22 protein-coding genes and 1 riboswitch are annotated in these 26,675 nt (G+C 67.4%); of the genes, 3 read left to right on the top strand and 19 right to left on the bottom strand.

Translation table 11 applies throughout. The annotated features are described in order from the left end of the window. Nucleotides 1–25 precede the first annotated feature (25 nt). A riboswitch (cobalamin riboswitch) is annotated at nucleotides 26–228 on the bottom strand. A gap of 122 nt (nucleotides 229–350) precedes the next feature. From dxs to JLK41_RS21295, 6 genes are all read right to left on the bottom strand, one after another. Further along, the gene (gene dxs, locus JLK41_RS21320; protein ID WP_037055825.1) at nucleotides 351–2,252 is read right to left on the bottom strand and encodes a 1-deoxy-D-xylulose-5-phosphate synthase; all 1,902 of its coding nucleotides are present in this window, start codon (nucleotides 2,250–2,252) and stop codon (nucleotides 351–353) included. An 82-nt stretch (nucleotides 2,253–2,334) separates the two neighbouring features. Continuing rightward, nucleotides 2,335–3,285, bottom strand: a complete 951-nt coding sequence (locus tag JLK41_RS21315) for an alpha/beta fold hydrolase (RefSeq protein WP_150606685.1) — start codon at nucleotides 3,283–3,285, stop codon at nucleotides 2,335–2,337. Between the two features lie 6 nt (nucleotides 3,286–3,291). Then, nucleotides 3,292–6,564, bottom strand: a complete 3,273-nt coding sequence (locus JLK41_RS21310) for an acetyl-CoA carboxylase family protein (RefSeq protein WP_210389776.1) — start codon at nucleotides 6,562–6,564, stop codon at nucleotides 3,292–3,294. A gap of 141 nt (nucleotides 6,565–6,705) precedes the next feature. Further along, nucleotides 6,706–7,593, bottom strand: a complete 888-nt coding sequence (locus JLK41_RS21305) for a polyprenyl synthetase family protein (RefSeq protein ID WP_210389775.1) — start codon at nucleotides 7,591–7,593, stop codon at nucleotides 6,706–6,708. Continuing rightward, on the bottom strand, nucleotides 7,590–7,832 hold the full coding sequence (locus JLK41_RS21300; RefSeq protein WP_037055831.1) for an exodeoxyribonuclease VII small subunit: 243 nt from the start codon (nucleotides 7,830–7,832) through the stop codon (nucleotides 7,590–7,592). Before JLK41_RS21300 ends, JLK41_RS21305 begins: the two co-directional genes overlap by 4 nt. 188 nt (nucleotides 7,833–8,020) lie before the next feature. Then, nucleotides 8,021–8,791, bottom strand: coding sequence for a sulfite exporter TauE/SafE family protein (locus tag JLK41_RS21295; protein WP_037055832.1), 771 nt, complete (start codon nucleotides 8,789–8,791; stop codon nucleotides 8,021–8,023). Nucleotides 8,792–8,979: 188 nt separating this feature from the next. Here JLK41_RS21295 and JLK41_RS21290 point away from each other — a divergent pair, with 188 nt between their 5' ends. After that, nucleotides 8,980–9,855, top strand: coding sequence for a DMT family transporter (locus JLK41_RS21290; RefSeq protein ID WP_134675787.1), 876 nt, complete (start codon nucleotides 8,980–8,982; stop codon nucleotides 9,853–9,855). Between the two features lie 4 nt (nucleotides 9,856–9,859). Here the strand turns inward: JLK41_RS21290 and JLK41_RS21285 are convergent, their stop codons facing one another. The 9 genes from JLK41_RS21285 to JLK41_RS21245 form a co-directional block, all read right to left on the bottom strand. After that, nucleotides 9,860–10,888, bottom strand: a complete 1,029-nt coding sequence (locus tag JLK41_RS21285; protein WP_051800648.1) for a response regulator — start codon at nucleotides 10,886–10,888, stop codon at nucleotides 9,860–9,862. Between the two features lie 62 nt (nucleotides 10,889–10,950). Next, on the bottom strand, nucleotides 10,951–11,955 hold the full coding sequence (cheB, locus tag JLK41_RS21280; RefSeq protein ID WP_210389774.1) for a chemotaxis response regulator protein-glutamate methylesterase: 1,005 nt from the start codon (nucleotides 11,953–11,955) through the stop codon (nucleotides 10,951–10,953). Beyond that, entirely contained in the window at nucleotides 11,952–14,219 is a 2,268-nt protein-coding gene (locus JLK41_RS21275; protein WP_210389773.1) for a hybrid sensor histidine kinase/response regulator, read from the bottom strand. Before JLK41_RS21275 ends, cheB begins: the two co-directional genes overlap by 4 nt. Next, complete coding sequence (locus JLK41_RS21270) at nucleotides 14,216–14,896, bottom strand: chemotaxis protein CheW (RefSeq protein WP_210389772.1); 681 nt, start codon at nucleotides 14,894–14,896, stop codon at nucleotides 14,216–14,218. The genes JLK41_RS21275 and JLK41_RS21270 overlap by 4 nt, the downstream gene beginning before the upstream one ends. Continuing rightward, nucleotides 14,889–16,136 (bottom strand): CheR family methyltransferase, encoded by a 1,248-nt coding sequence (locus JLK41_RS21265; protein ID WP_210389771.1) that lies wholly within the window; start codon nucleotides 16,134–16,136, stop codon nucleotides 14,889–14,891. The genes JLK41_RS21270 and JLK41_RS21265 overlap by 8 nt, the downstream gene beginning before the upstream one ends. A gap of 4 nt (nucleotides 16,137–16,140) precedes the next feature. Continuing rightward, the gene (locus JLK41_RS21260) at nucleotides 16,141–16,635 is read right to left on the bottom strand and encodes a chemotaxis protein CheW (protein WP_179554955.1); all 495 of its coding nucleotides are present in this window, start codon (nucleotides 16,633–16,635) and stop codon (nucleotides 16,141–16,143) included. Nucleotides 16,636–16,637: 2 nt separating this feature from the next. Beyond that, nucleotides 16,638–18,269, bottom strand: coding sequence for a methyl-accepting chemotaxis protein (locus JLK41_RS21255; protein WP_175252559.1), 1,632 nt, complete (start codon nucleotides 18,267–18,269; stop codon nucleotides 16,638–16,640). Nucleotides 18,270–18,423: 154 nt separating this feature from the next. Beyond that, complete coding sequence (ppa, locus tag JLK41_RS21250) at nucleotides 18,424–18,951, bottom strand: inorganic diphosphatase (RefSeq protein WP_013717208.1); 528 nt, start codon at nucleotides 18,949–18,951, stop codon at nucleotides 18,424–18,426. Nucleotides 18,952–19,028: 77 nt separating this feature from the next. Next, nucleotides 19,029–19,856 carry a M90 family metallopeptidase gene (locus JLK41_RS21245; protein ID WP_134675779.1) on the bottom strand — a complete coding sequence of 276 codons (828 nt, stop codon included), beginning with the start codon at nucleotides 19,854–19,856 and terminating at the stop codon, nucleotides 19,029–19,031. Nucleotides 19,857–19,970: 114 nt separating this feature from the next. Here JLK41_RS21245 and JLK41_RS21240 point away from each other — a divergent pair, with 114 nt between their 5' ends. Next, complete coding sequence (locus JLK41_RS21240) at nucleotides 19,971–21,554, top strand: serine/threonine-protein kinase (protein WP_210389770.1); 1,584 nt, start codon at nucleotides 19,971–19,973, stop codon at nucleotides 21,552–21,554. Nucleotides 21,555–21,557: 3 nt separating this feature from the next. Here the strand turns inward: JLK41_RS21240 and JLK41_RS21235 are convergent, their stop codons facing one another. The 4 genes from JLK41_RS21235 to JLK41_RS21220 form a co-directional block, all read right to left on the bottom strand. Next, the gene (locus JLK41_RS21235; RefSeq protein WP_037051491.1) at nucleotides 21,558–22,013 is read right to left on the bottom strand and encodes a GNAT family N-acetyltransferase; all 456 of its coding nucleotides are present in this window, start codon (nucleotides 22,011–22,013) and stop codon (nucleotides 21,558–21,560) included. A gap of 135 nt (nucleotides 22,014–22,148) precedes the next feature. Beyond that, nucleotides 22,149–22,850, bottom strand: a complete 702-nt coding sequence (locus JLK41_RS21230; protein ID WP_244976444.1) for a GntR family transcriptional regulator — start codon at nucleotides 22,848–22,850, stop codon at nucleotides 22,149–22,151. A gap of 85 nt (nucleotides 22,851–22,935) precedes the next feature. Further along, on the bottom strand, nucleotides 22,936–23,634 hold the full coding sequence (locus JLK41_RS21225) for a FadR/GntR family transcriptional regulator (protein WP_037051497.1): 699 nt from the start codon (nucleotides 23,632–23,634) through the stop codon (nucleotides 22,936–22,938). 47 nt (nucleotides 23,635–23,681) lie between these two features. Then, the gene (locus JLK41_RS21220; protein ID WP_197035101.1) at nucleotides 23,682–25,055 is read right to left on the bottom strand and encodes a C4-dicarboxylate transporter DctA; all 1,374 of its coding nucleotides are present in this window, start codon (nucleotides 25,053–25,055) and stop codon (nucleotides 23,682–23,684) included. Nucleotides 25,056–25,299: 244 nt separating this feature from the next. Here JLK41_RS21220 and mpl point away from each other — a divergent pair, with 244 nt between their 5' ends. Next, a complete protein-coding gene (mpl, locus tag JLK41_RS21215; protein ID WP_210389768.1) occupies nucleotides 25,300–26,652 on the top strand; it encodes a UDP-N-acetylmuramate:L-alanyl-gamma-D-glutamyl-meso-diaminopimelate ligase in 1,353 nt (450 codons plus the stop codon). The last annotated feature ends 23 nt before the right edge of the window (nucleotides 26,653–26,675 follow it).

Below are 26,675 nucleotides of genomic sequence, written 5' to 3'. Positions count from 1 at the left end.
GCTTGACCGTGCTGCCCTCCGCAACACCAGTCGATCCGCCTTGGCCGGTCTCCGGGCTCTCGACCCCTATCCGCCTTCCCGGGGGCTCCCAGTGGCGGTTGGATAGGGACAAGCGTGATGCTTGCAGTCGATTACCGTTGCGGGGGCAGCGTCGGGATTGCTCATGGAGAGCGCACCGACTTCCCGTTCAGCAGACCGTTGAAAACTACCTGCGTTGGCGTTTTTTCAACGGCTTGCTGACGCCGCTTGCGCAGCGCACCCTGGCGGAACATGAAGTGCGCGCACCTTAGTGCGCGCGCAGCGGCATGACAAGCAAGCCCGGCTCATGCGGCGATGAGCGGGGCTCATGCTCAGAGCAGGTTCAGGCGTTCGCGCACCGCGCGTTCGATGCCGGCATCGTCCAGGCCGCACTCGGCGAGCATCTGGCTGGGCTTGGCATGCTCGACGTAGTAGTCCGGCAGGCCGAGGTGCAGCATCGACACCTGGCGGTTCTCGGCGGCGAAGAATTCGCTGACCGCGCTGCCGGCACCGCCCATCACGGCGTTTTCCTCGAGGGTCACCAGCAGCTCATGGCTGTCGGCCAGCTCACGCAGCAGGGCTTCGTCCAGCGGTTTGACGAAGCGCATGTCGACCACGCTGGCGTCCAGCGTCTCGCCAACCCGCAGGGCTTCGGCCAGTTGCACGCCGAAGGCCAGCAGGGCGACGCGCTTGCCCTGGCGACGGACCACGGCCTTGCCGATTTCCAGCGGTTCGAGGCCCGCATCGAGCGGGGCGTTGGGGCCGGTGCCACGCGGGTAGCGCACGGCTGCCGGGCCGTCGAACAGGTGGCCGGTGGTGAGCATGCGGCGCATCTCGTTCTCGTCGCTCGGCGTCATCACCAGCATGCCGGGGATGCAGCGCAGGTACGACAGGTCGAAGCTACCGGCATGGGTCGGGCCGTCTTCGCCGACCAGGCCGGCGCGGTCGATGGCGAACAGCACGTCGAGGTGTTGCACGGCCACGTCATGGATCAGCTGGTCATAGGCGCGCTGGAGGAAGGTGGAGTAGATCGCCACCACCGGCTTGGCGCCCTCGCAGGCCATGCCGGCCGCCAGGGTCACGGCATGCTGTTCGGCGATGGCGACATCGAAGTAGCGCTCGGGGAAACGCTCGCTGAAGGCCACCAGGTCGGAGCCTTCCTTCATCGCCGGGGTAATGCCGACCAGGCGCTCATCGGCCTCGGCCATGTCGCACAGCCACTGGCCGAACACGTTGGAGTACTTCGGGCCGCTCGGCCGCTTCGGGCTGGAGAGTGCTGCGGCCGGCGGCGTCACCGGCTCCAGCTTGGTGATGGCGTGATAGCCGATCGGGTCGGCCTCGGCCGGCGCGAAGCCCTTGCCCTTCTTGGTCACCACGTGGAGGAACTGCGGGCCGTCCAGGTCGCGCATGTTGCGCAGGGTGGCCAGCAGGGTCGGCAGGTCGTGGCCGTCGATGGGGCCGACGTAGTTCCAGCCCAGCTCCTCGAACAGGGTGCCGGGCACCAGCATGCCCTTGGCGTGCTCCTCGACCTTGCGCGCGATTTCCCAGGCACCGGGCAGGCGCGAGAGCATCTTCTTGCTGCCTTCGCGCATGCTGGCGTAGGTGCGGCTGGAGATGATCTTGGCCAGGTAGTTGGACAGGCCGCCGACGTTCTTGGAGATCGACATGTCGTTGTCGTTGAGGATCACCAGCATGTTGGCGCCGACGTCGGTGGCATGGTTGAGCGCTTCGAAGGCCATGCCGGCGGTCAGGGCGCCATCGCCGATCACCGCCACGCTCTTGCGCTTCTCGCCCTTCAGGCGGGCGGCGATGGCCATGCCGAGGGCGGCGCTGATGCTGGTGCTGGAGTGGCCGACGCCGAAGGTGTCGTACTCGCTCTCGCTGCGACGCGGGAAGGCGGCCAGGCCGTCACGCTGGCGCAGCGTGCCCATGCGCTCACGGCGACCAGTGAGGATCTTGTGCGGATAGGCCTGATGGCCGACGTCCCACACCAGGCGGTCGTCGGGCGTATCGAAGACGTAGTGCAGGGCGATGGTCAGTTCGATCACGCCGAGGCCGGCACCGAAGTGACCGCCACTCTGGCCGACGCTGTAGAGCAGGTACTGGCGCAGCTCGTCGGCGAGGGTTTCCAGGTCCGCTTCGGCCAGGCGACGCAGTTCGTCCGGCGTATTGGCGCTGTCCAGCAAGGGCGTCAGCGGGCGCTCGCGGGGGATCTCGTGGAAAGTGGTCGGCATCAGGCGAATCGTTATAGGTGTAAAAGATGCGGCAGTTTACCTGATGCCAGGAAAACAGCCCAATCCGCTGACCAGATCGCCGTCAGCGGTAGTGCCGCGCGAGAAACGCCAGCAGCAGTTCGCTCACCCGCTCGCCGCACTCGGCCTGCAGCCAGTGGCCGGCGCCCGGCAGGTCGTGGCGCTCCAGGTGCGGCACCTTGTCGCCCATGCGCTTGAGCGTCGGTGCCTCGAAACGGCCGACCGGGTCGTGCTCGCCGAGCAGGAACAGCGTTGGCTGCGTCACCTGAAGTGCGGCCAGATGCTCGGTGCGTTGCCAGTTGCGCTCGAAGTTGCGGTACCAGTTCAGCGCGCCGCGAAAGCCGTGGCGTTCGAAGGTGCGCAGGTAGTGGGCGAACGTCGCCTCGCTGCACCAGGGCGGCAGCGGGATGTCGGCCGGCATGCCGTCGAACAGCCGCGCATCGGCCGGTTTGTCCGTTGCCAGCAGGGCATCGCCCAGGCCGCCGAGCAGCAGGCGCAGGCTGCGGCCGATGTCCGCGTCCAGTTCGGCCTCGGCCAGCCCCGGCTGCTGGAAGTAGAGGATGTAGTGGAAGCGTCCGGCGTAGGCCTCGCGCATCATCTCGATGGCCGGGCGTTTCGGCCGGCCGCCGAAGGGCACCGACAGTGCGCCCAGGGCCCTGACCCGTTGCGGCTCGAGCAGGGCCAGATGCCAGGCCACCGGCGCGCCCCAGTCATGGCCGACCACAGCGACCTCGCGCTGGCCGAGCCGGTCCATGGCCGCCTGGATGTCGCCGCACAGGCTGAGCAGGTCGTAGGCTGCGGTATCGCTCGGCGCGCTGCTGGCGCCATAGCCGCGCATCTCCGGGGCGAACACGCGATAGCCGGCGCTGGCCAGCGCCTCGATCTGCGGGTGCCAGGCGTACCAGCATTCGGGAAAACCGTGCAGCAGCCACACCGGCCGGCCGTGCTCGGGACCGGCGCTGTACAGGCTGAGTTCGATGCCGTTCACGGCGAGCAGACGATGTTCGATGTGCATGGGTGTTTACCAGGTGTCGATGAAGGGACGCTTCTTGCCCTCACGCCGGGGTGGGCGCGGCGCCGCATTGAGGCCACGCAGCAGCCAGGCGCGGCTGTCGGCCGGATCGATCACGGCATCGATCTCCAGGTAGCTGGCCATGTTCAGGGCCTTGCCGTTGTCGTAGGCCTTGGCCACCAGCTTGTCGAACAGGGCCTGGCGTGCGGCCTCGTCCGGCTGGGCGGCCAGCTCCTTGGCGAAACCCAGGCGCACGGCACCCTCCAGACCCATGGCGCCGAACTCGGCACTGGGCCAGGCGGCGGTGAACAGCGGCGAGTGGAAGCTGCCGGCCGCCATGGCCTGGGCGCCGAGGCCGTAGCCCTTGCGCAGCACCAGGGTGAAGAAGGGCACCGTGAGGCTGGCGGCGCTGACGAACAGGCGCGAGACATGGCGTACCGTGGCCTGCTTCTCCGCTTCCGGGCCGACCATGAAACCGGGGGTGTCGCACAGCGATACCACGGGCAGGTCATGCGCCTCGCACAGCTGCAGGAAGCGCGCGGCCTTGTCGCCGGCCACGGCGTCGATGGCGCCGCCCAGGTGTGCGGGGTTGTTGGCGATCAGGCCGAAGGGCTTGCCCTCGATGCGGATCAGCGCGGTGATCAGCCCGGGGGCGAACTGGCGGCGCAGTTCCAGCACGCTGTGCTGGTCGGCGAGCCGTTCGATGACCTGGCGCATGTCGTACACGCGCAGGCGGTTTTCCGGGATCACGTGGCGCAGTTCGCGGTTATCGCTGGCGTGCCAGTCGCTCAGCGCTCCCTGGAAGTAGCCCAGGTACTGTCTGGCCACGGCGACCGCCTCGGCTTCGTCTTCCACCAGCACGTCGATCACCCCGTTGGGACCCTGCACGCTGCTCGGGCCGACCTGCTCGGGTTTGAAACTGCCCAGGCCGCCGCCTTCGATCATCGCCGGGCCGGCCATGCCGATGCTGGCATTGCGCGTCGCGATGATCACGTCGCAGCAGCCGAGCAACGCGGCGTTGCCGGCGAAGCAGCGCCCGGACACGACCCCTACCGTCGGCACCAGGCCGGAGAGCTTGGCCATGGCGACGAAGGTGTGGCAGTCCAGCCCGGCCACGCCGACGAAATCGGTATCGCCCGGGCGGCCGCCGCCGCCTTCGGCGAACAGCACCACGGGCAGGCGCCATTGTTCGGCCAGCGCCAGCATGCGGTCGGTCTTCTTGTGATTCATCACCCCCTGGGTGCCGGCGAACACCGTGTAGTCGTAGGCGATGGCCATGCAGCGTGCGGCCTCGCTGCCGAAGCGTTCTGCGCCCACGGTGCCGATGCCGGCAACCAGGCCGTCGGCCGGGCTCAGTTCCAGCAGCTCTTCGGGCGAACGCCGGCGGCGCTGGGCGGCGAGGGCCATGGCGCCGTATTCGATGAAGCTGTCGGCGTCGAGCAGGTCCGCCAGGTTCTCGCGCACGGTGCGCTGGCCGGTCCTGCGGCGCTTGGCCACGGCCTCGGGGCGGCGGGCGTCGGTCAGACGGGCATGGCGCTCGAGCACTTCGGCCAGGTCGGCGCGGACGTGAGCCAGGTCGATGGCCTGCTCGCCGTGCAGCGCGCCGCCATCGACCTCGGCCGGTTCGACGAACAGCAACGTCTGGCCCTCGCTCACCGCGCTGCCCTCTGTCACGGCCAGTGCGCGGACGATGCCGCTGTGCTCGGCCTTGACCTCGAATTCCATCTTCATCGCCTCCAGCACGGCGATGTTCTGGCCCACCGCGATGGCATCGCCGGCGCGTACCGAGAGGCTGACCAGCACGCCGGCACTGGCCGCATGCAGCGCCAGGGTGCCGGGCGGGGCATCGACCTCCGGTTGCCTATCGCTGGCGGCCTGGGCGCCGGCGAAGTAGCGATGCGGATGGGCCTGCTCGCGGGCCGCCAGCAGCGTCTCCAGATGACGTTCGACATAGGTGGTGTCGACCTGATTGGCGCGTACCTCGTCGCGTTGCAGCAGGTTCTGCAGCAGGTGCAGGTTGCTCGCCACGCCTTCCAGGCGGAACTCGCAGAGCCCGCGATAGGCGCGGCGCAGGGCGCTTGGGTAGTCGCTGGCGCTGGCAATCAGCTTGGCCACCAGCGAGTCGTAGGCCGGGCTCACGGCATAGCCGGCATAGCCGCAGCTGTCGATGCGCAGGCCGGGACCGGACGGCGGCTGGTAGGCGCTGAGCACGCCGGCAGCCGGGCGTGCGCTGCCATCGGCATGCAGCGACTCCAGGTTCAGGCGCACCTGCACGGCATAGCCGTTGGTTGCTGGCGGTGCGAGCAGGCCCAGGTCGGCCAGGCTTGCGCCAGCGGCCAGGTGCAGTTGGCTGTGCAGCAGGTCGATGCCGGTGACCTGTTCGGTGACGGTGTGCTCCACCTGCACGCGCGGGTTGGCTTCCATGAAGTAGAAGCGCCCCGGCTGGTCGAGGTCGAGGAGGAACTCGAAGGTGCCGATGCCCTGATAGCGCACTTCGGCAGCCAGGCGCAGGGCGCTGGCGATGATGGCGTCGCGGGTGCTGGTCTCCAGGTCCGGGCTGGGAGCGATTTCCACCAGCTTCTGGTGGCGCCGCTGCAGGCTGCAGTCGCGCTCCCACAGGTGGCTGACCGCGCCGCTGCCATCCCCGAGCACCTGCACCTCGATATGCCGGGCGTGGCACACGCGTTTTTCCACGTACAACGCGCCGCTGCCGAAGGCGCCCAGGGCTTCCGACGCGCAGCGGGCGAAGGCGTCGGCCAGCTGCGTCGGATCATCCACTGCGCGCATGCCACGTCCGCCGCCACCGGCCAGGGCCTTGAGCATCACGCTGCCGTGCTCGCGCAAGAAGGCTTCGGCCTGCTCCAGGGTAACGGCGTGGTTGAGGCCGGGCACCAGCGCCACGTTGCAGCGCTGGGCGAGCGCGCGGGCCGCCGCCTTGTCGCCGAACAGCTGCAGGGTCTCCGCCGTCGGGCCGATGAAGGTCAGGCCTGCCGCCTGACAGCGCCGGGCGAACTCGGCGTTCTCGGCGAGAAAACCATAGCCGGGGTGGATCGCCGTGCAGCCTTGCGCCACGGCGCTGGCGATCAGCTGGTCCATGTCCAGGTAAGCGGCCACCCCGCGTCCCTCGAGTGCCACGGCGAGGTCGGCCTTGCGCGTATGCAGCCCGGCCGCGTCGTCCTCGGCGAACACCGCCACCGAGCGGATGCCGAGATCGGCACAGGCCTGGGCAATACGGATGGCGATCTCGCCACGGTTGGCGATGAGCAGGGCGGGGAAGGGCATGGCGGCTCCAGACGTCTTGTCGTTATGGAGCCATCTTAGGAGGCTGGGCGCAGGGGTAAAGCAAGCCTCATGCGGCGATCATGTGGTCATAGATGACAATGATGGTGCGATCGCGGCGGCAGCCGCCTTCACGAGAGCGGCCTAGCTGCGCCGCTCGACGATGTAGCGCGCCAGCTCGCGCAGCGGTTCGGCGCTGTTGCCGAAGGCGCGCAGCACGTGCAGCGCCTGGTCGCGCAGCTCCAGGGCATAGTCCTTGGCGGCGTCGAGGCCGAGCAGGGCCGGGTAGGTGGGCTTGTCGTGGGCCTCGTCCTTGCCCTGGGTCTTGCCCAGGGTGGCGGTGTCGCTCTCCACGTCGAGGATGTCGTCCTGCACCTGGAAGGCCAGGCCGATGGCGCGGGCATATTGCAGCAGGGCCTTGAGGCTGAGGTCGTCGGCCTTGCCGCTGGACAGGGCCCCCAGCAGCACGCTGGCTTCGATCAGGGCGCCGGTCTTGTGTCGGTGCATGGTTTCCAGCGCCTCGCGGTCGAGTTTCTGTCCGACCGAACCGAGGTCGATGGCCTGGCCGCCGACCATGCCGGCTGGCCCGGCGGCACCGCCCAGGGCGCTGAGCATCTGCAGGCGCACCTCGGGGTCCTGCGGGTTGCGGCGGCGGTCGGCGAGGACCTCGAAGGCCAGGCTCTGCAGGCCGTCGCCCGCGAGGATGGCGGTCGCCTCGTCGAAGGCCTTGTGGGTGGTCGGCTGGCCGCGACGCAGGTCGTCATCGTCCATGGCCGGCAGGTCGTCGTGGACCAGCGAATAGGCGTGGATCAGCTCCACCGCACAGGCGGCGCCATCGGCTCGTTCGATATCGCCTTGCAGGGCTTCGCAGGCGGCATAGACCAGCAGTGGGCGCACGCGCTTGCCGCCGTTCATGACGCTGTAGCGCATGGCCTGGTAGAGGCGTTCGAGTTCGTCGCGCGGGGCCTGGAACAGTTCATCCAGCGCTGCGTCGACGCGGCTCTGGCAGCGCTTCTGGTAGCTCGTGATCATGCCTGTTCGTCCGTGTCGAACGGCGCGGCCTGCAATTCACCGTCGCGTTCGAGGAGGATCTGCACCTTCTGCTCGGCCTGGGCCAGCGAAGCCTGGCATTCGCGGGTCAGGCCAATGCCCTGCTCGAACGCAGTCAGCGAATCCTCCAGCGACAGCTCGCCGCTCTCCAGGCGCTCGACCAGCGTCTGCAGTTCGGCAAGGGAGTGTTCGAAGTCGGGAGCGGCTTTCTTGCGGGCCATGGCGCGGGTTCTCGCTGATTCTGGAACGGGCGCGACACTAGCAGAGCCGCGCCTCTCGGGCAAATCAGCGGGGCTGATCGATAGGCGCTTGGAGGAGCGGCTGGGCGGCATTCCGTTTTGTCCGCGATGCTGTCCAGGCACCCACCGGCCATCGCGGCTGAAGCCGCTCCTACAAAGAAGTCGCTTCATCACGCGGAGAAGTAGGTGCTCCAGAAGTAATAGAGGGTCATGCCGCTGCCCACCAGGATCACGAAGCTGCGCAGCAGCGCGGGCGGCAGTTTCTCGCCCAGTGCGCCGCCTGCGTAGCCACCCAGGGTGGCGCCGGTGAGCAGGATGACCAGCTCGTACCAGCTGACGCGGCCGGCGATGACGAAGGTCAGGGTGGCGACGCTGTAGATCACGGCCGAAATCAGATTCTTCAGCGCGTTGGCACGGGCCAGCGGATGCCCCTCGATGGAGAAGGCCGCCAGTTGCAGGATACCCATGCCGGCGCCGAAGTAGCCGCCATAGATCGACACGCCGATATGCGCCCCCAGCGACAGCGGTGTGTGGGGCGGATGCTCGGCCTCCTTGCGCCGCGCCGCCAGTGCGCGCCCCAGCCAGGGGCTGGCGGCGAACAGTGCGGTGGCGGCCAGCAGCAGCCAGGGGATCAGCACGCGGAATACATCGTCGCCGCCGGCCAGCAGCAACAGGCCGCCGAGCAGGCCCCCGGCCAGGCCTGCACCCAGCAACGGCAGCAGGTAGCGGCCCAGCGGGCGCAGCGAGGCACGCGCGGCCCAGGCGCCGGCCAGGCTGGCGGGCCACAGCGCCACCGCGTTGGTCGCGTTGGCGGTCACCGGTGGCAGCCCGGCGGCGAGCAGTGCGGGGAAGGAGAAGAACGTACCACCGCCCGCCAGGGCGTTCATGCCGCCGGCGGCGAAACCGGCGAGGGCCAACAGCAGCAGATCGAACAGGGACATCGGGCAGGCTCGCACAAAAAGAGTGCAGCATAGGGCTGACCGTACGGTCAGCCAAGTACGACCAAGGTCCGCTCGCAAAGTGGCGCCGGGGCGGACAGGTGCTCGACGGTGCTGGCCGGGGACCTTCATCAGGCCTATAGTTAGTTGCCTTGCTAATCATTTGCGGCGCGCCGCGCGTCGAGTATCCAATGACCTCCCTTCCGCTATCCGGCGCCAATCACCCCTTCAAGGGGATCGCGCTCATGGTCGTGGCGACGTTCATGTTCGCCAGCCACGATGCCATGTCCAAGTACCTCTCGGGGTTCTACCCGATCATTCTGATCGTCTGGGCGCGCTATCTGGTGCATACGTTGCTGATGGCGGGCATCTTCCTGCCGCAGTCTGGGCTGCGCGTGCTGCGCACCAAGCGCCCCGGCCTGCAGGTGCTCAGGGCGCTGTGCCTGCTGGGCGTCAGCCTGCTGTTCACCTCGGGGCTGATGTTCATCCCCCTGGCGGAAGCGACGTCGGTGATTTTCCTGGCGCCGTTGCTGGTCACCGCGCTGTCGGTGCCGCTGCTCGGTGAGCGCGTCAGTCTGGGCCAGTGGCTGGCGGTCAGCGTCGGCTTCGTCGGCGTGCTGGTCATCGTCCATCCGGGGGGCAACCTGTTCACTCCCGCCGTCCTGCTGCCGTTCAGCGCTGCCTTCTGTTTCAGCCTCTATCAGCTGCTGACACGGCGCCTGAGCGAAGTGGACAGCGCCACCACCAGCAACTTTCTCGCCGGGCTGGTCAACACCCTGGTGATGAGTGCGCTGGTGCCGTTCTTCTGGCACGTCCCTAGTCTTACCCATGGGCTGATGATGCTGGCGCTGGGCGGTTTCGGCATGGGGGCGCACCTGCTGCTGACCCATGCGTTCCGGCATGCGGCGCCTGCATTGCTGGCTCCTTTCGGCTACGCGCAGATCATCTTTGCCGGCCTGCTGGGCATGCTGGTGTTCGGTCACACGCCCGACAGCACCACCCTGATCGGCATTCTGATCATCTGCCTGAGCGGTCTGGCGGCGGCCTGGCAGACCCGCCGCCGCTGAGGCCTCAGCGCTCAGTCGTTTCGCTCGCCTGCGCCACCTGGTTGCGACCGCTGTGCTTGGCCAGATACAGGCCTTCGTCCGCCTTGATCACCAGGCTCAGCGGGGCGCGCTCCGCCGAGGGGCGAATGGTGGCGACGCCGATGCTGATGCTGATCGACGAGCCGGCCTTGGGCAGGTCGTGGGGGATGCCCAGGGCCTCGACGGCACGGCGGATCTTCTCCGCCTGCAGACGGGCGCCACCCATGGCGGTGCCCGGCATGATCACGGCGAACTCCTCACCACCGTAGCGCGCGGCCAGGTCGCTGGCGCGAGTGCAACTGCTGCGCAGGGTCTCGCCGACCTGGCGCAGCACTTCGTCGCCGGCCACGTGGCCGTGCTGGTCGTTGTAGGCCTTGAAGTAGTCGACGTCGATCATCAGCAGCGACAGCTCGCTCTGGTCGCGCTGCGCGCGGCTCCACTCGATCTCCAGGTACTCGTCGAAGTAGCGGCGGTTGGCCAGGGCGGTGAGGCCGTCGGACTTGATCAGGCGTTGCAGCACCAGGTTGGTGTCGAGCAGCTGCTGCTGGCTCTCGCGCAGGGCGCGGTAGGCTTCGTCGCGTTGCAGCAGGGTCAGGTAGGAGCGCGAGTGATAGCGAATGCGCGCCAGCAGTTCGATGACGTCCGGCAACTTGACCAGGTAATCGTTGGCGCCGGCGGCGAAGGCGGCGCTCTTGACCTTGGGGTCTTCCTTGGTCGACAGGACGATGATCGGCACGTCGCGCAGGCCCGCAGCGGTGCGGTACTGGGAGAGCAGTTCGAGGCCGTCGACGCCAGGCATGATCAGGTCCTGCAGGATCACCGTCGGCCTGATCTGCTGAGCCACGCTCAGGGCCTGCTGCGGGTCGGAGCAGAAGTGGAAGTCGATATCGCTCTCTTCGCTCAACGCACGCCGCACGGCCTCGCCGATCATGGCCTGGTCATCGACCAGCAGCACCATCATCGAATAGTCGGGCAGGCCATGATGGTGAATCGGATTGTCTTGAGGCCCTTGCATAAATGCGTCTCCGCCGGTGTGTTCGTTAAGGGGGCGGCGACTCTGGCCGCCAATTGGCATTCTCAGCCCAGGCACTCGACCAGGCGTGCCGCGATCCGTTTCAGGGGCAGCACTTCCGTTGCTGCGTCGAGTGCCACGGCGGCCTTGGGCATGCCATAGACGGCGCTGCTGGCCTGGTCCTGGGCGATGGTGTGAAAGCCGCGTTCGCGCATCTGCTTCAGACCCCTGGCGCCGTCACGACCCATGCCGGTCAGCAGCACGCCGATGGCCTCGCCGCGCCAGTGGCTGGCCACGCTCTCGAAGAATACATCGATAGAGGGCCGATAGACCTGATCGACCGGCTCCGGTCGATAGAGCAGGTGCCCTTCCGGGGCCAGGTACAGGTGATTGTTGGTGCCGGCCAGCAGCACGGCGCCCGGTTGCAGGACCTCGCCCTCCCGGGCCAGGCGTACCGGCATGTGCGCCTCGCTGGCGAGCCACTGGGCCATGCCCGCGGCGAACACCTCGTCAACGTGCTGGACCAGCACGATGCTGGCGGGGAAGTCGGCGGGAATCTGTTGCAGCAGCTCCACCAGCGACGCCGGCCCACCCGCCGAGGCGCCGATGGCGACCAGGCGCTTGCCACGGTTGTCGCTCTTGCGCACGACGCTCGGCTTGACCGTGCGCGAGGCCTTGTGCCCGATCATCCAGGCGATGTTGTGGATCTTGCGCCGGACGCTGGCGGCGTCGAGCACCAGTTGCGGGCCGAGTGACGGGGCGGCGACCACATCGAGTGCGCCGACGCCCATGGCGTCGAACACCCGCGCCATGTTGCGCTCGACATCGGAGGTGACGATGAGAATGGCGCAGGGCGTGTCCTGCATGATTCGCCGGGTCGCTTCCACGCCGTCCATGCCCGGCATCAGCATGTCCATCAGCAGCAGGTCCGGCAGGTCGTCGTGGCAGCGGCGCACGGCTTCCTCGCCGTCACTGGCGACCCAGATCAGCTCGTACTCCGGTTCCGCAGCCAGGGCGCGGCGCAGGGCCTCGACGGCCAGTGGCATGTCGTTGGCGATGGCAATCCTCATTCGCGGGCTCCACCGATCAGGGTCTGCACGGCGTCCAGCAGGGCTTCGTCGTGGAAGCTCGCCTTGGCCAGGTAGTAATCGGCGCCGGCCTCCAGGCCGCGGCGGCGATCCTCTTCGCGGTCCTTGTAGGACACCACCATCACCGGCAGGGTGCGCAGGCGGGGGTCCTGGCGGACCTGGGTGACCAGCTCGATGCCGTCCATGCGTGGCATGTCGATATCGGTGATCAGCAGGTCGAAGTGCTCGGCGCGCAACGCGTTCCAGCCGTCCATGCCGTCGACCGCCACCGAGACCTGGTAGCCGCGACTGAGCAGCAGCTTGCGCTCCAGCTCGCGCACGGTCAGCGAATCGTCCACCACCAGCACGCGCTTGCTCACCGTCTGGCGGGCGTTGCTGGCATGGTCGACGCGCTCCAGATGGCCGGTGCCGAGCAGCTTGCCCACGGAGTTGAGCAGGTCATCGACATCGAGGATCAGCACCGGCGTGCCGTCGTGCAGCAGCGCGCCGGCGGCCACGTCACGCACCTTGCCCAGGCGCGCATCCAGCGGCATCAGCACCAGGGTGAACTCACCGAGGAAGGCTTCCACCGCCAGGCCGTGGTACTGCTCGCGATCGCGAATCAGGACGATGGGAATGCTGTCGTCATCGTCCTGTTTCTCCTGGCGTTGCAGCAACTGCGCCGCCGAGATCAGGCCGACGTGCTCGTCCTCCAGCCAGAAGTGCTGGCGACCCTCGAGCTGGACGATGGCGCTGCGCGGCAGGCGCAGCATGCGTTCGATCTGGGCCAGCGGGAAGGCGTAGGCCTCGCCGCCGATGGTCACCACCAGGGCGCGCACCACCGACAGCGTCAGTGGCAGCTCGAGGTGGAACAGGCAGCCCTGGTCCGGCTGCTGCAGCAGGCGCACGTTGCCACGCATGCGGCGAATCTCATGCTGCACCACGTCGAGGCCGACACCGCGACCGGACACTTCGGTGACCTGCTGGCTCATGCTGAACCCAGGCAGGAAGAGGAAGGCCAGCAACTCTTCCTCGGTCATCTGTTCGACCTGCTCGGCGGAGGCGAAGCGGCGCTTGACCACGGCCTCGGCGACGCGCTGCAGGTCGATGCCGGCGCCGTCATCGCTGACCTCCAGCACCAGCATGCCAGCATGGTGACGTGCGCGCAGCTGCACAACGCCCTCTGCCGGCTTGCCTTTGCGCGAGCGCAGGGCAGGCGGCTCGATGCCATGGTCGACGGCGTTGCGCAGCAGGTGGGTCAGTGGCGCCTCCAGGCGCTCCAGCACGTCGCGGTCGACCTGGGTGTTCTCGCCCTCGATCTCCAGGCGGATCTGTTTGCCCAGCGTGCGGCCCAGGTCACGCAGCATGCGCGTCTGTCCGGTCAGCACGTCGGAGAAGGGGCGCATGCGCGACGCCAGCGCCAGGTCGTACAGCTGCTGGGTACGCTGGCCGCCGTGCCAGACGAAGTCGTCGAACAGTTCCTGGTGACCCTGCAACTGCTGCTGGCACTCGATCAGCAGGTTGCGGCTCTCGTTGAACAGCGCCTGGGCGGTGGCGTCCAGGTCACTGCCCAGCAGGTGCTCGCGCAGGGTTTCCAGGGTGCGCCGGGCCGACTCCTGCTGGCGCTTGAGGCGGTGCAGCGACTCGCTCAGCGGCTTGGTGCGCTGGAACTCCACCAGCGACTTGCCGGAGAGGTCGATGAGGTGGTCGAAGCGCTCGGCCGAGACCCGCAGCACGCGGCTGGTGCGCTCCTCCGGGACGGCGGGTTCGAGCATGGCGCTGGCCGGTGCGCTGGCGGGCTCGGCGGCGTCGCTCGCCTCGGCAGGCGTTTCCTGCGCCTCGGGGCTGGTGGCCGGCAGGCGCAGCGTCGGCACGGCGTTGCCAAGCAACACCTGCAAGCGGCTGGTGACGGTTTCGACGCGCGCCTCCAGGTCGGCATCCTGCTGCGCCTGGCCGATACGCAGGAGCAGGTCGGACCCCTGCAGCAGGGCGTCGATATGCTCTGGCAGCAACCGCAGCAGGCCTTCCTGGGCGGCGACCAGCAGGTCCTCCATCGCATGCGCGACCTGCACACCGTGATCCAGGCCGACGATGCGTGCGGCGCCCTTGAGCGAGTGCGCAGCCCGCATGCAGGCTTCCAGCTGGCCAGCGTTGCTCGGCTCGCGTTCGAGAATCAGCAGGCCGGTATCGAGTACCTGCTTCTGCGCCTCGGCCTCCAGCCGGAACAGGTCGAGCAGCGATGCATCCCTCATCTGGTCCGGTGTCACGCGAGGCTCCCGATCATGTTCTGCAGCAACTGCTCGTCGTTCAGCAGGGTGATGCTCTGTCCCCGCCATTGCAGGACGCCGGCAGTGAAGCGGCTGATGGTTCGCTTGTCATCCTGCTTGGCATTGCTGATGCGTGCCAGCGGGATTTTCTGGATACCGCTGACTTCGTCGACCGGCACGACCAGCGGGCCGCTGCCGCTTTCCAGGATCAGCATGCGCGGGATGACGCGCTGGCCGTTCTGTCGGCTGTCGTCCGTTTCGAGATCGAGCAGCTCGCTCAGCGACAGGCAGGCGACCAGCGTGCCGCGCACGTTGGTCACGCCCAGCAGGCCGGTGCTCTTGCGGTGCGGCAGGCTGTGGATCGGCGACACCGGCATCACCTCGGCCAGGCAGCGGGTGGCGATGGCCAGCCATTGTTCGCCGAGGCGGAAAATCAGCAGTGAGCGTTGTTCGCCAACGGGTTCCTGCGCCTCGCCCTGGCCGTAGTCGTCATCGTCGCGCTCCAGGCTGCTGCCGTAGCGGTCGAGCAGGGCGATGGCGGCGGCCCCGTAGACCTCGCAGTTACGGCAGTGGATGTGGCGCTCCAGGCGCTCGCAGCGCTTGTCGCCAAACACGCCGATACGGTTCCAGCAGTCGTCGACGGCGGGTTGGCTCTGGAGCAGGTCGTGGTCAGTCACGTTCGCCTACCTCGGGGTTCTGGGCGCGTCGGTACAGGCGCTGTGCGCCGGCCAGATCACCCTGGGATTCCAGGTGCGCGGCCAGGTGCGTCAGGGCTTCGCGGTGCTGCGGTTCGAGATAGATCGCCTTGCGGTAGTAGGCGCATGCCTGGTCGCTGCGGCCTGCCGAATCGCTCAGCAGGCCCAGCCAGTAATAGGCGGTGGCGCTGGGGCCGCTCTGTTGCAGGTGCTGCTCGCTGCGCTGGCGCGCTTCGTCGGTGCGCCCGGCATTGGCCAGGCTGGCGACTTCGGCCCAGATGTCCACGGCAGCGATCTGGGGCGCGGCTGCGACCACGGCCTTGGGCGTGGCGCGGGGCCTGGCCGGCGGCTGCGGGCGGATCGGTGGCGCCGGGAGCGGGCGCGCGCGGCTGACGGTGCCCCGGCCGGGCACGCTCCTGGCGGGCTTGGCCGGGGCCAGGCGGAAGGCGAAGGTCTGTTGCCGTCCCAGCGCCTGCAGGCCGTTCTGGCTGGCCAGGCTGGCTTCGGCAGGGCCGATGAACAGCATGCCGTCGCCCTGCAGCTGGCGCTTGAGCAGCTCCAGCACGCGCACCTGGGTGGGACGGTCGAAATAGATCAGCAGGTTGCGGCAGAAAATGAAGTCATAGGCCGGCTCGCCCGCGAACAGGTTGCTGTCGAGCAGGTTACCGGTGCGCAGCCTGATGCAGTTGCGCACCCGCTCATCGAGGAGGAAACCGCCACCCGGCTGCTCGCGGAAGTAGCGCTGGCGAAAGTCCAGGGCGTCGCCGCGGAATGAATTGCGCCCGTAGAGGCCGGTACGGGCCTGCTCCAGCACCTTGTCACTGACGTCCAGGGCGTCGATCTGGAATTGCTGGGGCATGAGGCCGCTGTCGAGCAGCGTCATGGCGATCGAGCAGGGTTCTTCGCCGCTGGAACAGGGCAGGCTGATCAGGCGCAACGGACGTGCGCCGTGCAGTTGCGCATGGCGCTCCAGGGCCAGGCTGGCGAGTGCGTTGAACGACTCCGGATAGCGGAAGAACCAGGTCTCCGGCACCACCACGGCCTCGACCAGGGCCTGCTGCTCGCGCGGCGAGCCGCCGAGCGTGGTCCAGTAGCCTTCCAGGTCGTCCTGGCCGAGCTGATTCATGCGCTGGCGCACGGCACGTTCGATCACGCTGCGCCCCACCGATTCGGCGTCCAGGCCGATGCGGCTCTTCAGCAGGCGTTCGATATGCTCGATCATGGCCTCAGCCCTGTGCCGGCGGCTGGAACAGCAGGGCGCGCATCTCGTCGTCGAGCAGGCCGCCGACTTCGATGCGCTGGATCATGCCGCGGGCGTCGCGTTGCAGCGGGCCCAGGTAACCGGGCTGGCTGGCTTCCAGGCCGCTGGCCTTGAAGGCCTCGGCCGGCAGGCGCAGGGTATCGGTGGCCTGCTCCAGTATCAGCCCGAGCACCGGGGAGCGCTCACCCAGCTGCGGATCGAAGCGCACCAGCACCACGCGTGTGCTGCTGCGGGGCAGGGCGGGGCGGCCCAGCACCCGGCGACTGAGGTCGATCACCGGGGTGACCCGGCCGCGATGCTCGAACACCCCGGCTACCCAGGCCGGCGCCTCGGGCACCTGCTTCAGGCGCCGCAGCGGCAGCACTTCGACCACCTCCTGCGCCGGGAGGGCATAACGGTCGTCGCCGAGCTGGAACTGCAGGTGCAGTTCGCCGGCCTGGGCCTTGCTGGAAACCGGCATGTTCAGACCTTGAAGCGACTGACGCCAACACGCAGGTTGTTGGCCACCTGGTTGAGCTCGTCGATGGCGGCACCGGCCTGGCGCAGCGAGTCGACGGTCTGGCTGCTGGCCTCGCTGAGCTGCACCAGCGCCTGGTTGATCTGCTCGGCCCCGGTGGACTGCGCCTGCATGCCTTCGTTGACCATCTGGATGCGCGGTGCCAGGGCCTGGACCTGCTGGATGATCTGGCTGAGCTGATCACCCATCTGGGTCATCTCGCCTATGCCACGGCGCACTTCCTCGGAGAACTTGTCCATGCCCATGACCCCGGCCGAGACGGCGGACTGGATCTCGCGCACCATCTGCTCGATGTCATAGGTGGCCACTGCCGTCTGGTCCGCCAGGCGGCGTACCTCGATGGCCACCACGGCGAAGCCCTTGCCGTACTCGCCGGCCTTCTCCGCTTCGATGGCGGCATTCAGCGAGAGCAGGTTGGTCTGGTCGGCCACCTTGACGATGGTGGTGACCACCTGGGTGATGTTGCCGGCCTTCTCGTTGAGGATCGACAGCTTGCCGTTGACCACGTCGGCCGCGCCCATCACCTGGTGCATGATTTCCTCCATGCGCGCCAGGCCCAGCTGGCCGGTGCCGGCGAGGATCGAGGTCTGCTCCGCGTTGTCGGACACCTCGCCCATGGTCCGCACCAGGTCGCGCGAGGTGGCGGCGATCTCGCGTGAGGTGGCGCCGATCTCGGTGGTGGTGGCGGCGGTCTCGGTGGCGGTTGCCTGCTGCTGACGCGAGGTGGCGGCGATCTCGGTGACCGAGGTGGTCATCTGCACCGCCGAGCGCTGGGCGCTGCCGACCAGGGTCTTCAGTTCGCCCACCATGCTGTTGAAACCCAGCTCGATGGCATTGAACTCGTCGCGTCGATGCAGCTCCAGCTTCATCGACAGGTCGCCGCTTTCCAGCGCCTTCAGGCCGTTGACGATCAGGTCGACCGGGCGGGTGATGGCGCGCACCAGCAGCCAGCCACAGACTGCCGAGGCGATGATCGCCAGCAGCACGGCCAGCAGCAGGTCGATCTTCAGGCCGAGCACTTCATCGCGGATCGAGCGCGCGGCGTGGTCCGACTGCACGCGATTGTTCTCGACCAGCTCGTCGAGCACCTGCTGCGCCTGGTCCCAGGCCGGGAAGACATTCTGGATGCTGAACTGGCTGGCCTCCTGTGGCGTGGCCTGCTGCAGCATTTCCCGCAGCTGCGCATGCTGGCGCAGGTACTGCTGGGCCTGCTGCTCGAAGCGTTCGATGAGGGCGCGGTCGCTGGCCATGCGCACCGTCTGCTGGTACTGCTTGAGCAGTTCCACCAGGCTGCTTTCGATTCTGGCGAACTCCTCCTGGTGGGCGGTCATTACCATCGAGTCCGAGCGCGTTACCAGGTCGACCAGGGTGCGGCGGGTTTCCAGCATGTGCCGCGCCCACTCGTTCTGCGTCTTGTTGATGTAGTAGGCACCCGGAACGGAGTCATCGAGCATGCTCTGCGTGCCTTTCTCGATCTGCGCCAGGCGCAGATACGAGGCGCCTGCCAGCAGGGCCAGAATGGCGATGATCAGCAGGAAGCTGCCAATGATTCGATTGCGTACGGTCAGGTTCATCATGTCCCTTGGGCCTGGCGGGTCAGGTGTGGTGATCGATTACAGCATACCGGCGCATGGCCGTTTTGCCTGAAAGTAGCGAATTTGTACCGTCGGCCTGAAGCGAAAGGCAATAAAAAAGCCGGCTTGTGGCCGGCTTTTCGGAGGTGGTCAGGGCTTATTTTTGATAAGCCGCGACTGCCTTGTTGATCAGGCCGCGGGCTTCTTCAGCGCCGCCCCAGCCTTCTACCTTGACCCACTTGCCCTTCTCGAGATCCTTGTAGTTCTCGAAGAAGTGCTTGATCTGTTCGATCAGCAGCGCGGGCAGGTCGGTGTATTCCTGAACGTCCTTGTACAGAACGGTCAGTTTGTCGTGCGGTACGGCAACCAGCTTGGCGTCGCCGCCGGCTTCGTCGCTCATGTGCAGTACGCCGACCGGACGCGCGCGGATCACCGAACCCGGAGCGACCGGGTAGGGGGTCACGACCAGCACGTCGAGGGGGTCGCCGTCGTCAGCCAGGGTGTGCGGGATGAAACCGTAGTTGGCCGGGTAGAACATCGGGGTGGCCATGAAACGGTCGACCATCAGGCAATCGGTGTCGTGGTCGATTTCGTATTTGATCGGCGCGTGATTGGCCGGGATCTCGATGGCGACGTAGATGTCGTTCGGCAGGTCTTTGCCAGCCGGGATCTTGCTGTAGCTCATGGGGGAACTCCCAGGGAGGGCCAAAAAAGTGGGGCGCATTATAGGCGTATTCGCATGGCGTTACTACGTTGGCCTACTCAGCCATTGGTCGCGTTTTCGACCTCCCTGTAGTCGGGGTGTTCCGCCTGCAGGCGCTGCAGCCTGGCCAGGGTGTCCTGGCGGTAGAACAGTGACAGCTGCCGGTAGACCTCGGGAAAGGCCGCTGCCAGCAGGTCCGGGGCGGTGAAGAAGTATTCGCTGGTCACGGCGAAGAACTCCGCCGGGTCTTCGGCGGCATAGGGGTCGATGGCCGTGTGGGCCTCGGGGTCGGCATCCAGTTCGGCATTCATCCGTTCATAGGCCGTCTGCATGGCATTGGCCCAATCGAGCACGCGCATGTCCCGGTGCAGGGGCGGCAGGCCGTTGGCGGTGCCATCGAGCATGTCCAGCTTGTGCGCCAGCTCGTGGATGACCAGGTTGTAGCCCTCCCAGCCGCCGCTGGCCACGACGCCGGGCCAGGCCAGGATCACCGGACCCTGTTGCCAGGCCTCGCCGCTGCGGGCGTCATCCCACTCGTGCTCGATGCCGCTGGCGTCGCGATGGCGCTGCGGGCTGAGGAAATCATCCGGGTACAGCACGATTTCGTGAAAGCCGCGGTACCACTCCAGTTCGCCCAGGTGCAGCAACGGCAGCTGCGCCTGCACGGCCAGCAGCAGGCGCTCGACCGGACCGAGCGCGAGGCCGGACAGCGTGGTCAGGTGCTTGTCGTGCAGGAACAGTACGGCGCGTTCGCGCAGCAGTTGCTCTTCCTCTTCATCGAGGCCGTCGAGAATGGGCAGGTGCCTGCGCACCTCGGCCCACTGGGCGGGATCGACGGGGTTGTGTTCGAGGGTGCGGCGGCGGCGCCAGGCCTTGAAGGACCACATGCAGACAGGCTCATGGAAAAGACCCGTTCACCATAAGTGCGGGCGGCCTTTGCCACAAGTCGGCACAAAGGCTGCAACGCTGGCAGTGACATCGCTGCTACAGGAGGGCGGGGCATGGCGTTGCAACTGCTCGAACATCCCGGCGTCAGTCTGGCGTCCGGCGCGGGACTGGACTTGCCGCAGCAGGCTGCGCGCACGCGGGCCATGTGGCTGGCGGGCCGGCAGCAGCGCCCGCCGCTGCTGCTGGTGATGCTCCTTTGGGCGCGCCACTGCCCCGATGTGGTGCAGTACCTGGAGCGCCACCTCGATGCCTTGTTCGCCGATTTCCGCTGCACCCCGCAAAGCTGGAGCGAGACCCAGGCCGCGCGCCAGGTGCTGGCGGCGTTGAACCTGCAGCTGTTCCGCCGGCGCCAGAGCGGGCAGGGCGTGGCCGAGCTGCATGCCGGCATGCTGTTGATCCAGGGCGAGGAACTGCAGTTTCTGCAGGCGGGCAGCGTCGGCCTGACGCGGGTTCGCTGCGGCGCGCCGAGCACCCTGGTCGGGCGTGACGGTCAGACCCTCGGCGGGCAGGCGGAGCTGGCCCTGGTGCAGCACAGTCTGCTGCTGCAGCGTGACGAGCGGGTGTTGCTGGCGCCGCAGCCGTTGCTCGACGTCAGCGATCTGCAGGCATTGTGCGGTCGGCTCGACGCGTCCCCGGGCGAGCTGCTCCAGCCCCTGCTGCAGGCCCCTGGCGCGGCGGTGCTGCTGCGTGCCGGAGCGGGCGACGAGTGGCCGGTGCTGGCACCCGTGGCGAGCTGCCCGGCATTGGCCGAGGTAGCGTGCGGTCAGCGGATCGACGGTTGGACGCTGCGCCGCGACTGCGCCTATGGGCCTGCCGGGCGGATGTTCCTCGCCCGTGACGAGGCGGGAAGAGACGCGCTGCTGTGGTTTGCCGAAGAGGCAGCCGACGAGGCGTTCTGGCAGCGTGAGTGGGTGTTGCGGCGCAGCACGCACCAGGCGCTGCCGCAGGTGCTGTCGTCACTGCGTGCCCGCACGCGGGCCTACCTGGTGCTGGCCGCGCCGCCCCGTGGCATGCGCAATCTGGTCGACTGGGTGGCCGCTCAGGGGGCGCCCGATGCGCAAACGCTGCTGAGTGTGCTGGCGCAACTGATCGGCGCCGTGCGCTCGTTGCAGCGCCGGGGCATGCAGGGGCTGTGGCTCAACCCGAGGCAGATCCTGCTGGGCGATGACGGCCGGGTGCTGTTGCTGCCCGGCGCCGCAGCGATTCTGCCCACCGTGGCGCGGCAGCCGTTGCCCGAGCATGCGCTGCCGCTGGCGCCGGAACTGCGCAGCGGGCGTGCCCTGGATGGCCGCGCCGACCAGTTCGCGCTGGCGGCGCTGGCGTACTGGCTGTTGTGCGGGCAATGGCCCGAGGCGGCGCGAGCGGATGTCGGTCCCGGACATTGCTACGTGCCCCTGGCCAACTTTGCCGTGCGCGCCCCCCAGGGCTGGGATGGCGTGCTGGCGCGGGCACTGGCCCCGCAGCCGCAGGCGCGCTTCGAGGCGCTGTCGGAGTTTCAACTGGCCTTGCAACAGCCGTTGCAGCAGCGCCGCAGCCGGGCCTTGCAACGGCCTTCGCTGCAGCCTGCGCGGTTGCTGACCCTGGCTGCGCTCGTGCTGCCGCTGTTGCTGGGCCTGCTGCTGAGCCTGGGCGGGTGAGGCTCAGTCGCTGTTGATCGGCAGCACGTAGTTCTTGAACTGCTCGTCTTCGACGAAGCCGATGGACTCGTAGACCTTCTGCGCGACTTCATTGTCACGGCTGGTGGCCACGCGCATGCGCACCGCGTGGGTGTCCTTGGCCATCTGCTTGGCGGTATGCAGCAGGCGGTCGGCTACCAGCTGGCGGCGAGCGTCTTCGGCGACATAGATGTCGTTGAGGATCCACACGCGTTTGAGCGACAGCGAGGAGTAGCTGGGGTACAGCTGGCAGAAGCCGAGCAGCTTGTCTTCTTCGTCGGCCAGGGCGAGGTAGATCACCGACTCCTTGCGGCGCAGGCGTTTTTCGAGAAACTTGCGCGAGGACTCCGGGTACGGCAGTTCGTTATAGAACTCGCGGTATTTGACGAACAGCGGGTTCAACAGGTCCAGGTGCTCCAGGGTGGCTTGGACGATGCGCATGGTGGGCCTCGGCTTCTGTCTGTGATGGGGCAGGCGTGACGATGCAGCTGTTGTGCCAGTCGCCCGAACGATGCTGCCTCAAAGCCAGTTGAAAGCGCAATCCAAGCAAGCGTTTGATTCTGTTCGGCTGCGCAACTAGCGTCGGATTCGTGCCGTGGTCCTGCTTGCCAACCTGCCGGCGAAGGCGGCGTGCAGGTCGGTGGTGGGCGGCGGGATGAAGCGCAGGCGGGCGAACAGGTTGCGCAGGTGATGCTCCATCAGGGTTTCAGCACCGGCCTTGTCACCTTCGGCCAGCCGCTCGATCAGTCGCTGCTGCTCATCGCAGGCGCTTGCATCGTAGGGCTGGGTGCGGCTGAGCGCGACATGCAGGGCGGTCTGGCGCAGGAGCCTGGCGAGAAAATCCCGGAGCCAGGGGTTGTCCGCCAGCGTTGCCAGCTGAAGGTGCACGCCGTTCACGGCTTCGATCAGGCCCGCGTGGTCGCGTCGTTGCAGGCAGTCACGCTGGCGTTGTACCTGCCCGCAGAGGCTTCCGAGTTCGGCCTGTTCCAGGCGGGCAGGGAGCAACCTGAGGATCTGCATCTCGAGTGACAGGCGGGCCTGCAGCAACTTGCCGGCGCGTTTTGCGCAGGGGCGCGTCACCCGTGCAGGTTGGTTGGCTGGCAGTTCCACGGCGCCATCCTGCGCCAGACGTTGCAGCGCTCGCTGCACGGCGTTGCTGCTCAGGCCGAACAATTGGCCGAGCGTCGCCTTGTCCAGCGCTGCCGCCGGTGCCAGGCGGCGTTGCAGTATGGCGCCCTGCAGTGCCTCGTAGAGCGTCTGTTCCGGCGGTCTGCTCATGCCTTGTGGAGGCTGCTGCTGCGCGGGCGTTGGGCCGGGGGTGATGACTCGCATCGCTGAGGATCTCCGAGGGCACGAGCCGCGTTCAGGTTTCTGGCAGTTGCAGCTGCAGGTCGAGACGGCTGCCTTCGTTGAGGATGTGCTGGCGCATGGCGCGGCTGGCCAGTTCGCTGTCACGGCGGCGAATGGCGCGCAGGATGGTTTCGTGCTCTTCGAGAACCTGCTCGGCGTGTTCAGGCTCGCGCAGGGTCGGGCCGTCGCTTTGCTCCAGTGCGCCAGCGGTCTGCTGGGACACGCTGAGGAAGATCGGATTGGAGGTGATTGCCACCAGCTTGCGATGGAAGGCCGAGTAGGCCGTGCCCAGCGCCTGCGGATTGCGTTCCTCCACCGCTTCGCGCATGTCCAGAACGAGCAGGCGCAGCTGGCTCAGCGCGCTGTCGTCGATCGACTGCGCCACCAGACCGGCGATGAATGGCTCCAGGGCATAGCGCAGCTGCAGCACGTTCTCCAGGGTGGCCGAGCGCGGAATCGCTTGCCGGGCCGCGCCGTCGCGTCGCTGCGGCGAGCTGTCCAGCACCTGCACGCCCTTGCCCGGCAGGGAGCGCAGGACGCCCAGCGTTTCCAGCACGGTGATGGCTTCACGCAGGCTGGGGCGGCTGATCTGGAGTTGCTCGGCCAGCTCTCGTTGTCCTGGCAGCATCTGGCCCACGGCCCATTGTCCGCGCTCTATGGGCTCAAGGAGCTTCTGCACGATCGAATCGACTCGTTTGGATGAGGCGAACATTGAGCCTTCCCCTATGGTTGAAATCGTCTGTGGGCCGCCGTCATCCCTCAGGCGTCTGTCTTGCCGGGGCGAGCCAGTGGCGTCTGTGGGCTGCCGGAGGGCTCGGCGTTGCGCGCTTGTGCATGCTCGGCGATGCAGTGCTGGGCCCGAGTGAGGTCCATGTCGTTCTCCCAGCGGGCGATGGCGACGGTCGCGACGCAGTTGCCGGTGAGGTTGGTCAACGCCCGGCCGATGCCCATGAACCAGTCGACCGAGAGTACCAGCACCAGCCCGGCTGCGGGGATGGCGGGAACGGCCGTCAGGGTGGCTGCGAGGATCACCAGGGCCGAGCCGGGAATGCCATGGGCGCCCTTGGAGGTGACCAGCGACACCAGCAGAATGGTCAGCAGATCACCTGCCGAGAGCGCGGTACCCGTGGCATGGGCGATGAACACCACGGCCAGCGTGAGATAGATCGAGAAACCGTCCAGGTTGAAGGAGTAGCCCGTGGGGATCACCAGGCCGACGGTGGAGCTGCGAATGCCCATGCGTTCCAGCTTGCGCATCACCTGAGGCAGCACGGCATCGGAGGAGGCGGTGCCGAAGACGATCACCAGTTCTTCACGGAAGTAACGCAGAAACGGCAGCAGCGGCAGGCCGCAGACACGCAGGACGCTACCGAGCACCAGCACCACGAAGAGGATGCAGGTGAGGTAGAAGACGGCGACCAGGGCGCCCAGGTGGCTCAGGGACTCCAGGCCGTAGCGGCTGGTGGTGAAGGCCACCGCGCCGAACACCCCGATGGGGGCCAGGCGCACGATCATGCCCATGATGCGGAAGATCACGTGGCTGACCTCGCCGATCAGTTTCGACACCCCGGCCGCCTGCTCGCCCACCAGGTTCAGGGCGCTGCCGAACAGCACGGCGAACAGCAGCACCTGGAGGATGTTGTTTTCGGCGAAGGCACTGAATACCGAGGTGGGAATCAGGCCGAGGATGAACTCCACCGGGCCGTGCAGGTGGGTTCCCGAGCTGAGGGCCGCTGCCTCGTTGCCGGACAGGCTGGCCAGGTCGATGTTGGCGCCCGAGCCAAGACCCAGGCCGTAGGCGACGCTCAGGCCGATGACCAGGGCGACCGTGGTCAGTACCTCGAAGTAGATCACCGATTTCAGGCCGATACGGCCGACCTTCTTCAGGTCGCCCGCACCGGAAATGCCGTTGACCACGACGCAGAAGACGATCAGCGCGATGAGCATCTTGATCAGTTTGATGAAGCCATCGCCGAGTGGCTTGAGTTGCGCCGACAGCTCCGGCAGCGCAACGCCGGCGAGGATGCCGAGAATCAGGCCGATGATGACTTGCAGAAATATCGAGCGGGAGCAGAGCTTGAGTAGCATGGCGGGGGTCTCCGTTCGGCGCGCTCGCGGTGCCTCTGGCGGCATGGGTGGCGAGCGCTATTCATTATTGTGGTATTACCGGTCAGACCAGTTGAGCCTACTGCCAAGGCTTGCCGGTTGGCAAGCGCCGTTTGTCCTGCGTGCCGTGCGCAGAATTCTGCGAGGTGCCGTGATCTTTTCCGCGCGCGCGGGTCAAACGGCTGCTGCGTCGGGCATGGGGTTGGCCTGGGCGCTGTGCTAACCTGCGGCAAGCTTTCCGGGCTGAAGCGGCCCGTTCTTGAGGTCATCCATGCATATCCACGTTCTCGGCATCTGCGGCACCTTCATGGGGTCGCTGGCCGTCCTGGCCAAGGAACTTGGCCACCGCGTCACCGGCTCCGACGCCAATGTCTATCCGCCCATGAGCACCCAGCTCGAAGCCCAGGGCATCGAGTTGCTGCAGGGCTACGATCCGGCGCACCTGCAGCCGGCACCCGATCTGGTGGTGGTGGGCAACGCCATGAGCCGGGGCAACCCCGCCGTCGAGTACGTGCTGAACCAGGGCCTGCCTTACGTCTCCGGCCCGCAGTGGCTGGCTGACCACGTGCTGCAGGGGCGCTGGGTGCTGGCGGTGGCGGGCACCCACGGCAAGACCAGCAGTTCGAGCATGCTGGCCTGGGTACTGGAGCATGCCGGCATGAGCCCGGGCTTCCTGATCGGTGGCGTGCCGCAGAATTTCGGCATCTCCGCGCGCCTGGGCGGGACGCCGTTCTTCGTGGTCGAGGCCGACGAGTACGACAGCGCCTTCTTCGACAAGCGCAGCAAGTTCGTGCATTACCGCCCGCGCACGGCGATCCTCAACAACCTGGAGTTCGACCACGCGGATATCTTCCCGGACCTGGCGGCCATCGAGCGGCAGTTCCATCATCTGGTGCGTACCGTGCCGGGTGAGGGGCTGGTGATCCATCCGGCCAGTGAAACGGCGCTGGCGCGGGTGATCGAGATGGGCTGCTGGACGCCCGTGCAGACCACCGGGGAGGGCGGCCAGTGGCAGGCGCGGCTGCTCGCTGCCGACGGTTCGCGCTTCGAGGTGAGCTTTGCGGGCAAGGTCGAAGGCACCGTGGAGTGGAACCTGACCGGCCAGCACAACGTTGCCAATGCCTTGGCCGTCCTGGCAGCGGCGCGCCATGTTGGCGTGGTGCCGGCCCTCGGCATCGAGGCGCTGGGCCGTTTCGTCAATGCCAAGCGGCGCATGGAAAAGGTCGCCGAGGTGAACGGCGTCACCGTCTTCGACGATTTCGCCCATCACCCGACGGCCATCGCCACCACCCTGGATGGTCTGCGCAAGCGCGTGGGTGACGACACGCAGGTGATCGCGGTGATCGAGCCACGCTCCAATTCCATGAAGCTCGGCGCGCACCGTGATGGCCTGGCCGAATCGGCGGTGCAGGCAGACGCGGTGTTCTGGTATGCGCCGGCGAACCTCGGCTGGGACCTGGCCGCCACCGTTGCCGGGGCGAGCAACCCGACCCGCGTGTGCGATTCGCTGGAGGCGATCATCGATGGGGTGAAGGCGCTGGCGCGACCGGGCACCCAGGTGGTGATCATGAGTAATGGCGGTTTTGGCGGCCTGCACGGCAAGCTGGCGCAGGCCCTGGCCTGAGACGCATAACCCGGTGACAGGGC

The sequence above is a fragment of the Ectopseudomonas khazarica genome, assembly GCF_017915135.1.
In the GTDB taxonomy this organism is placed as follows: domain Bacteria; phylum Pseudomonadota; class Gammaproteobacteria; order Pseudomonadales; family Pseudomonadaceae; genus Aquipseudomonas; species Aquipseudomonas khazarica.
This window is presented reverse-complemented; position numbering and strand designations above follow the sequence as displayed.

What these genes read in the sequence shown, in the direction of transcription:
- dxs (WP_037055825.1), bottom strand. Translation starts at nt 2,252, where the DNA reads ATGCCGACCACTTTCCACGAGATCCCCCGCGAGCGCCCGCTGACGCCC.
- JLK41_RS21315 (WP_150606685.1), bottom strand. Translation starts at nt 3,285, where the DNA reads ATGCACATCGAACATCGTCTGCTCGCCGTGAACGGCATCGAACTCAGC.
- JLK41_RS21310 (WP_210389776.1), bottom strand. Translation starts at nt 6,564, where the DNA reads ATGCCCTTCCCCGCCCTGCTCATCGCCAACCGTGGCGAGATCGCCATC.
- JLK41_RS21305 (WP_210389775.1), bottom strand. Translation starts at nt 7,593, where the DNA reads ATGATCACGAGCTACCAGAAGCGCTGCCAGAGCCGCGTCGACGCAGCG.
- JLK41_RS21300 (WP_037055831.1), bottom strand. Translation starts at nt 7,832, where the DNA reads ATGGCCCGCAAGAAAGCCGCTCCCGACTTCGAACACTCCCTTGCCGAA.
- JLK41_RS21295 (WP_037055832.1), bottom strand. Translation starts at nt 8,791, where the DNA reads ATGTCCCTGTTCGATCTGCTGCTGTTGGCCCTCGCCGGTTTCGCCGCC.
- JLK41_RS21290 (WP_134675787.1), top strand. Translation starts at nt 8,980, where the DNA reads ATGACCTCCCTTCCGCTATCCGGCGCCAATCACCCCTTCAAGGGGATC.
- JLK41_RS21285 (WP_051800648.1), bottom strand. Translation starts at nt 10,888, where the DNA reads ATGCAAGGGCCTCAAGACAATCCGATTCACCATCATGGCCTGCCCGAC.
- cheB (WP_210389774.1), bottom strand. Translation starts at nt 11,955, where the DNA reads ATGAGGATTGCCATCGCCAACGACATGCCACTGGCCGTCGAGGCCCTG.
- JLK41_RS21265 (WP_210389771.1), bottom strand. Translation starts at nt 16,136, where the DNA reads ATGATCGAGCATATCGAACGCCTGCTGAAGAGCCGCATCGGCCTGGAC.
- JLK41_RS21260 (WP_179554955.1), bottom strand. Translation starts at nt 16,635, where the DNA reads ATGCCGGTTTCCAGCAAGGCCCAGGCCGGCGAACTGCACCTGCAGTTC.
- JLK41_RS21255 (WP_175252559.1), bottom strand. Translation starts at nt 18,269, where the DNA reads ATGATGAACCTGACCGTACGCAATCGAATCATTGGCAGCTTCCTGCTG.
- ppa (WP_013717208.1), bottom strand. Translation starts at nt 18,951, where the DNA reads ATGAGCTACAGCAAGATCCCGGCTGGCAAAGACCTGCCGAACGACATC.
- JLK41_RS21245 (WP_134675779.1), bottom strand. Translation starts at nt 19,856, where the DNA reads ATGTGGTCCTTCAAGGCCTGGCGCCGCCGCCGCACCCTCGAACACAAC.
- JLK41_RS21240 (WP_210389770.1), top strand. Translation starts at nt 19,971, where the DNA reads ATGGCGTTGCAACTGCTCGAACATCCCGGCGTCAGTCTGGCGTCCGGC.
- JLK41_RS21235 (WP_037051491.1), bottom strand. Translation starts at nt 22,013, where the DNA reads ATGCGCATCGTCCAAGCCACCCTGGAGCACCTGGACCTGTTGAACCCG.
- JLK41_RS21230 (WP_244976444.1), bottom strand. Translation starts at nt 22,850, where the DNA reads ATGAGCAGACCGCCGGAACAGACGCTCTACGAGGCACTGCAGGGCGCC.
- JLK41_RS21225 (WP_037051497.1), bottom strand. Translation starts at nt 23,634, where the DNA reads ATGTTCGCCTCATCCAAACGAGTCGATTCGATCGTGCAGAAGCTCCTT.
- JLK41_RS21220 (WP_197035101.1), bottom strand. Translation starts at nt 25,055, where the DNA reads ATGCCGCCAGAGGCACCGCGAGCGCGCCGAACGGAGACCCCCGCCATG.
- mpl (WP_210389768.1), top strand. Translation starts at nt 25,300, where the DNA reads ATGCATATCCACGTTCTCGGCATCTGCGGCACCTTCATGGGGTCGCTG.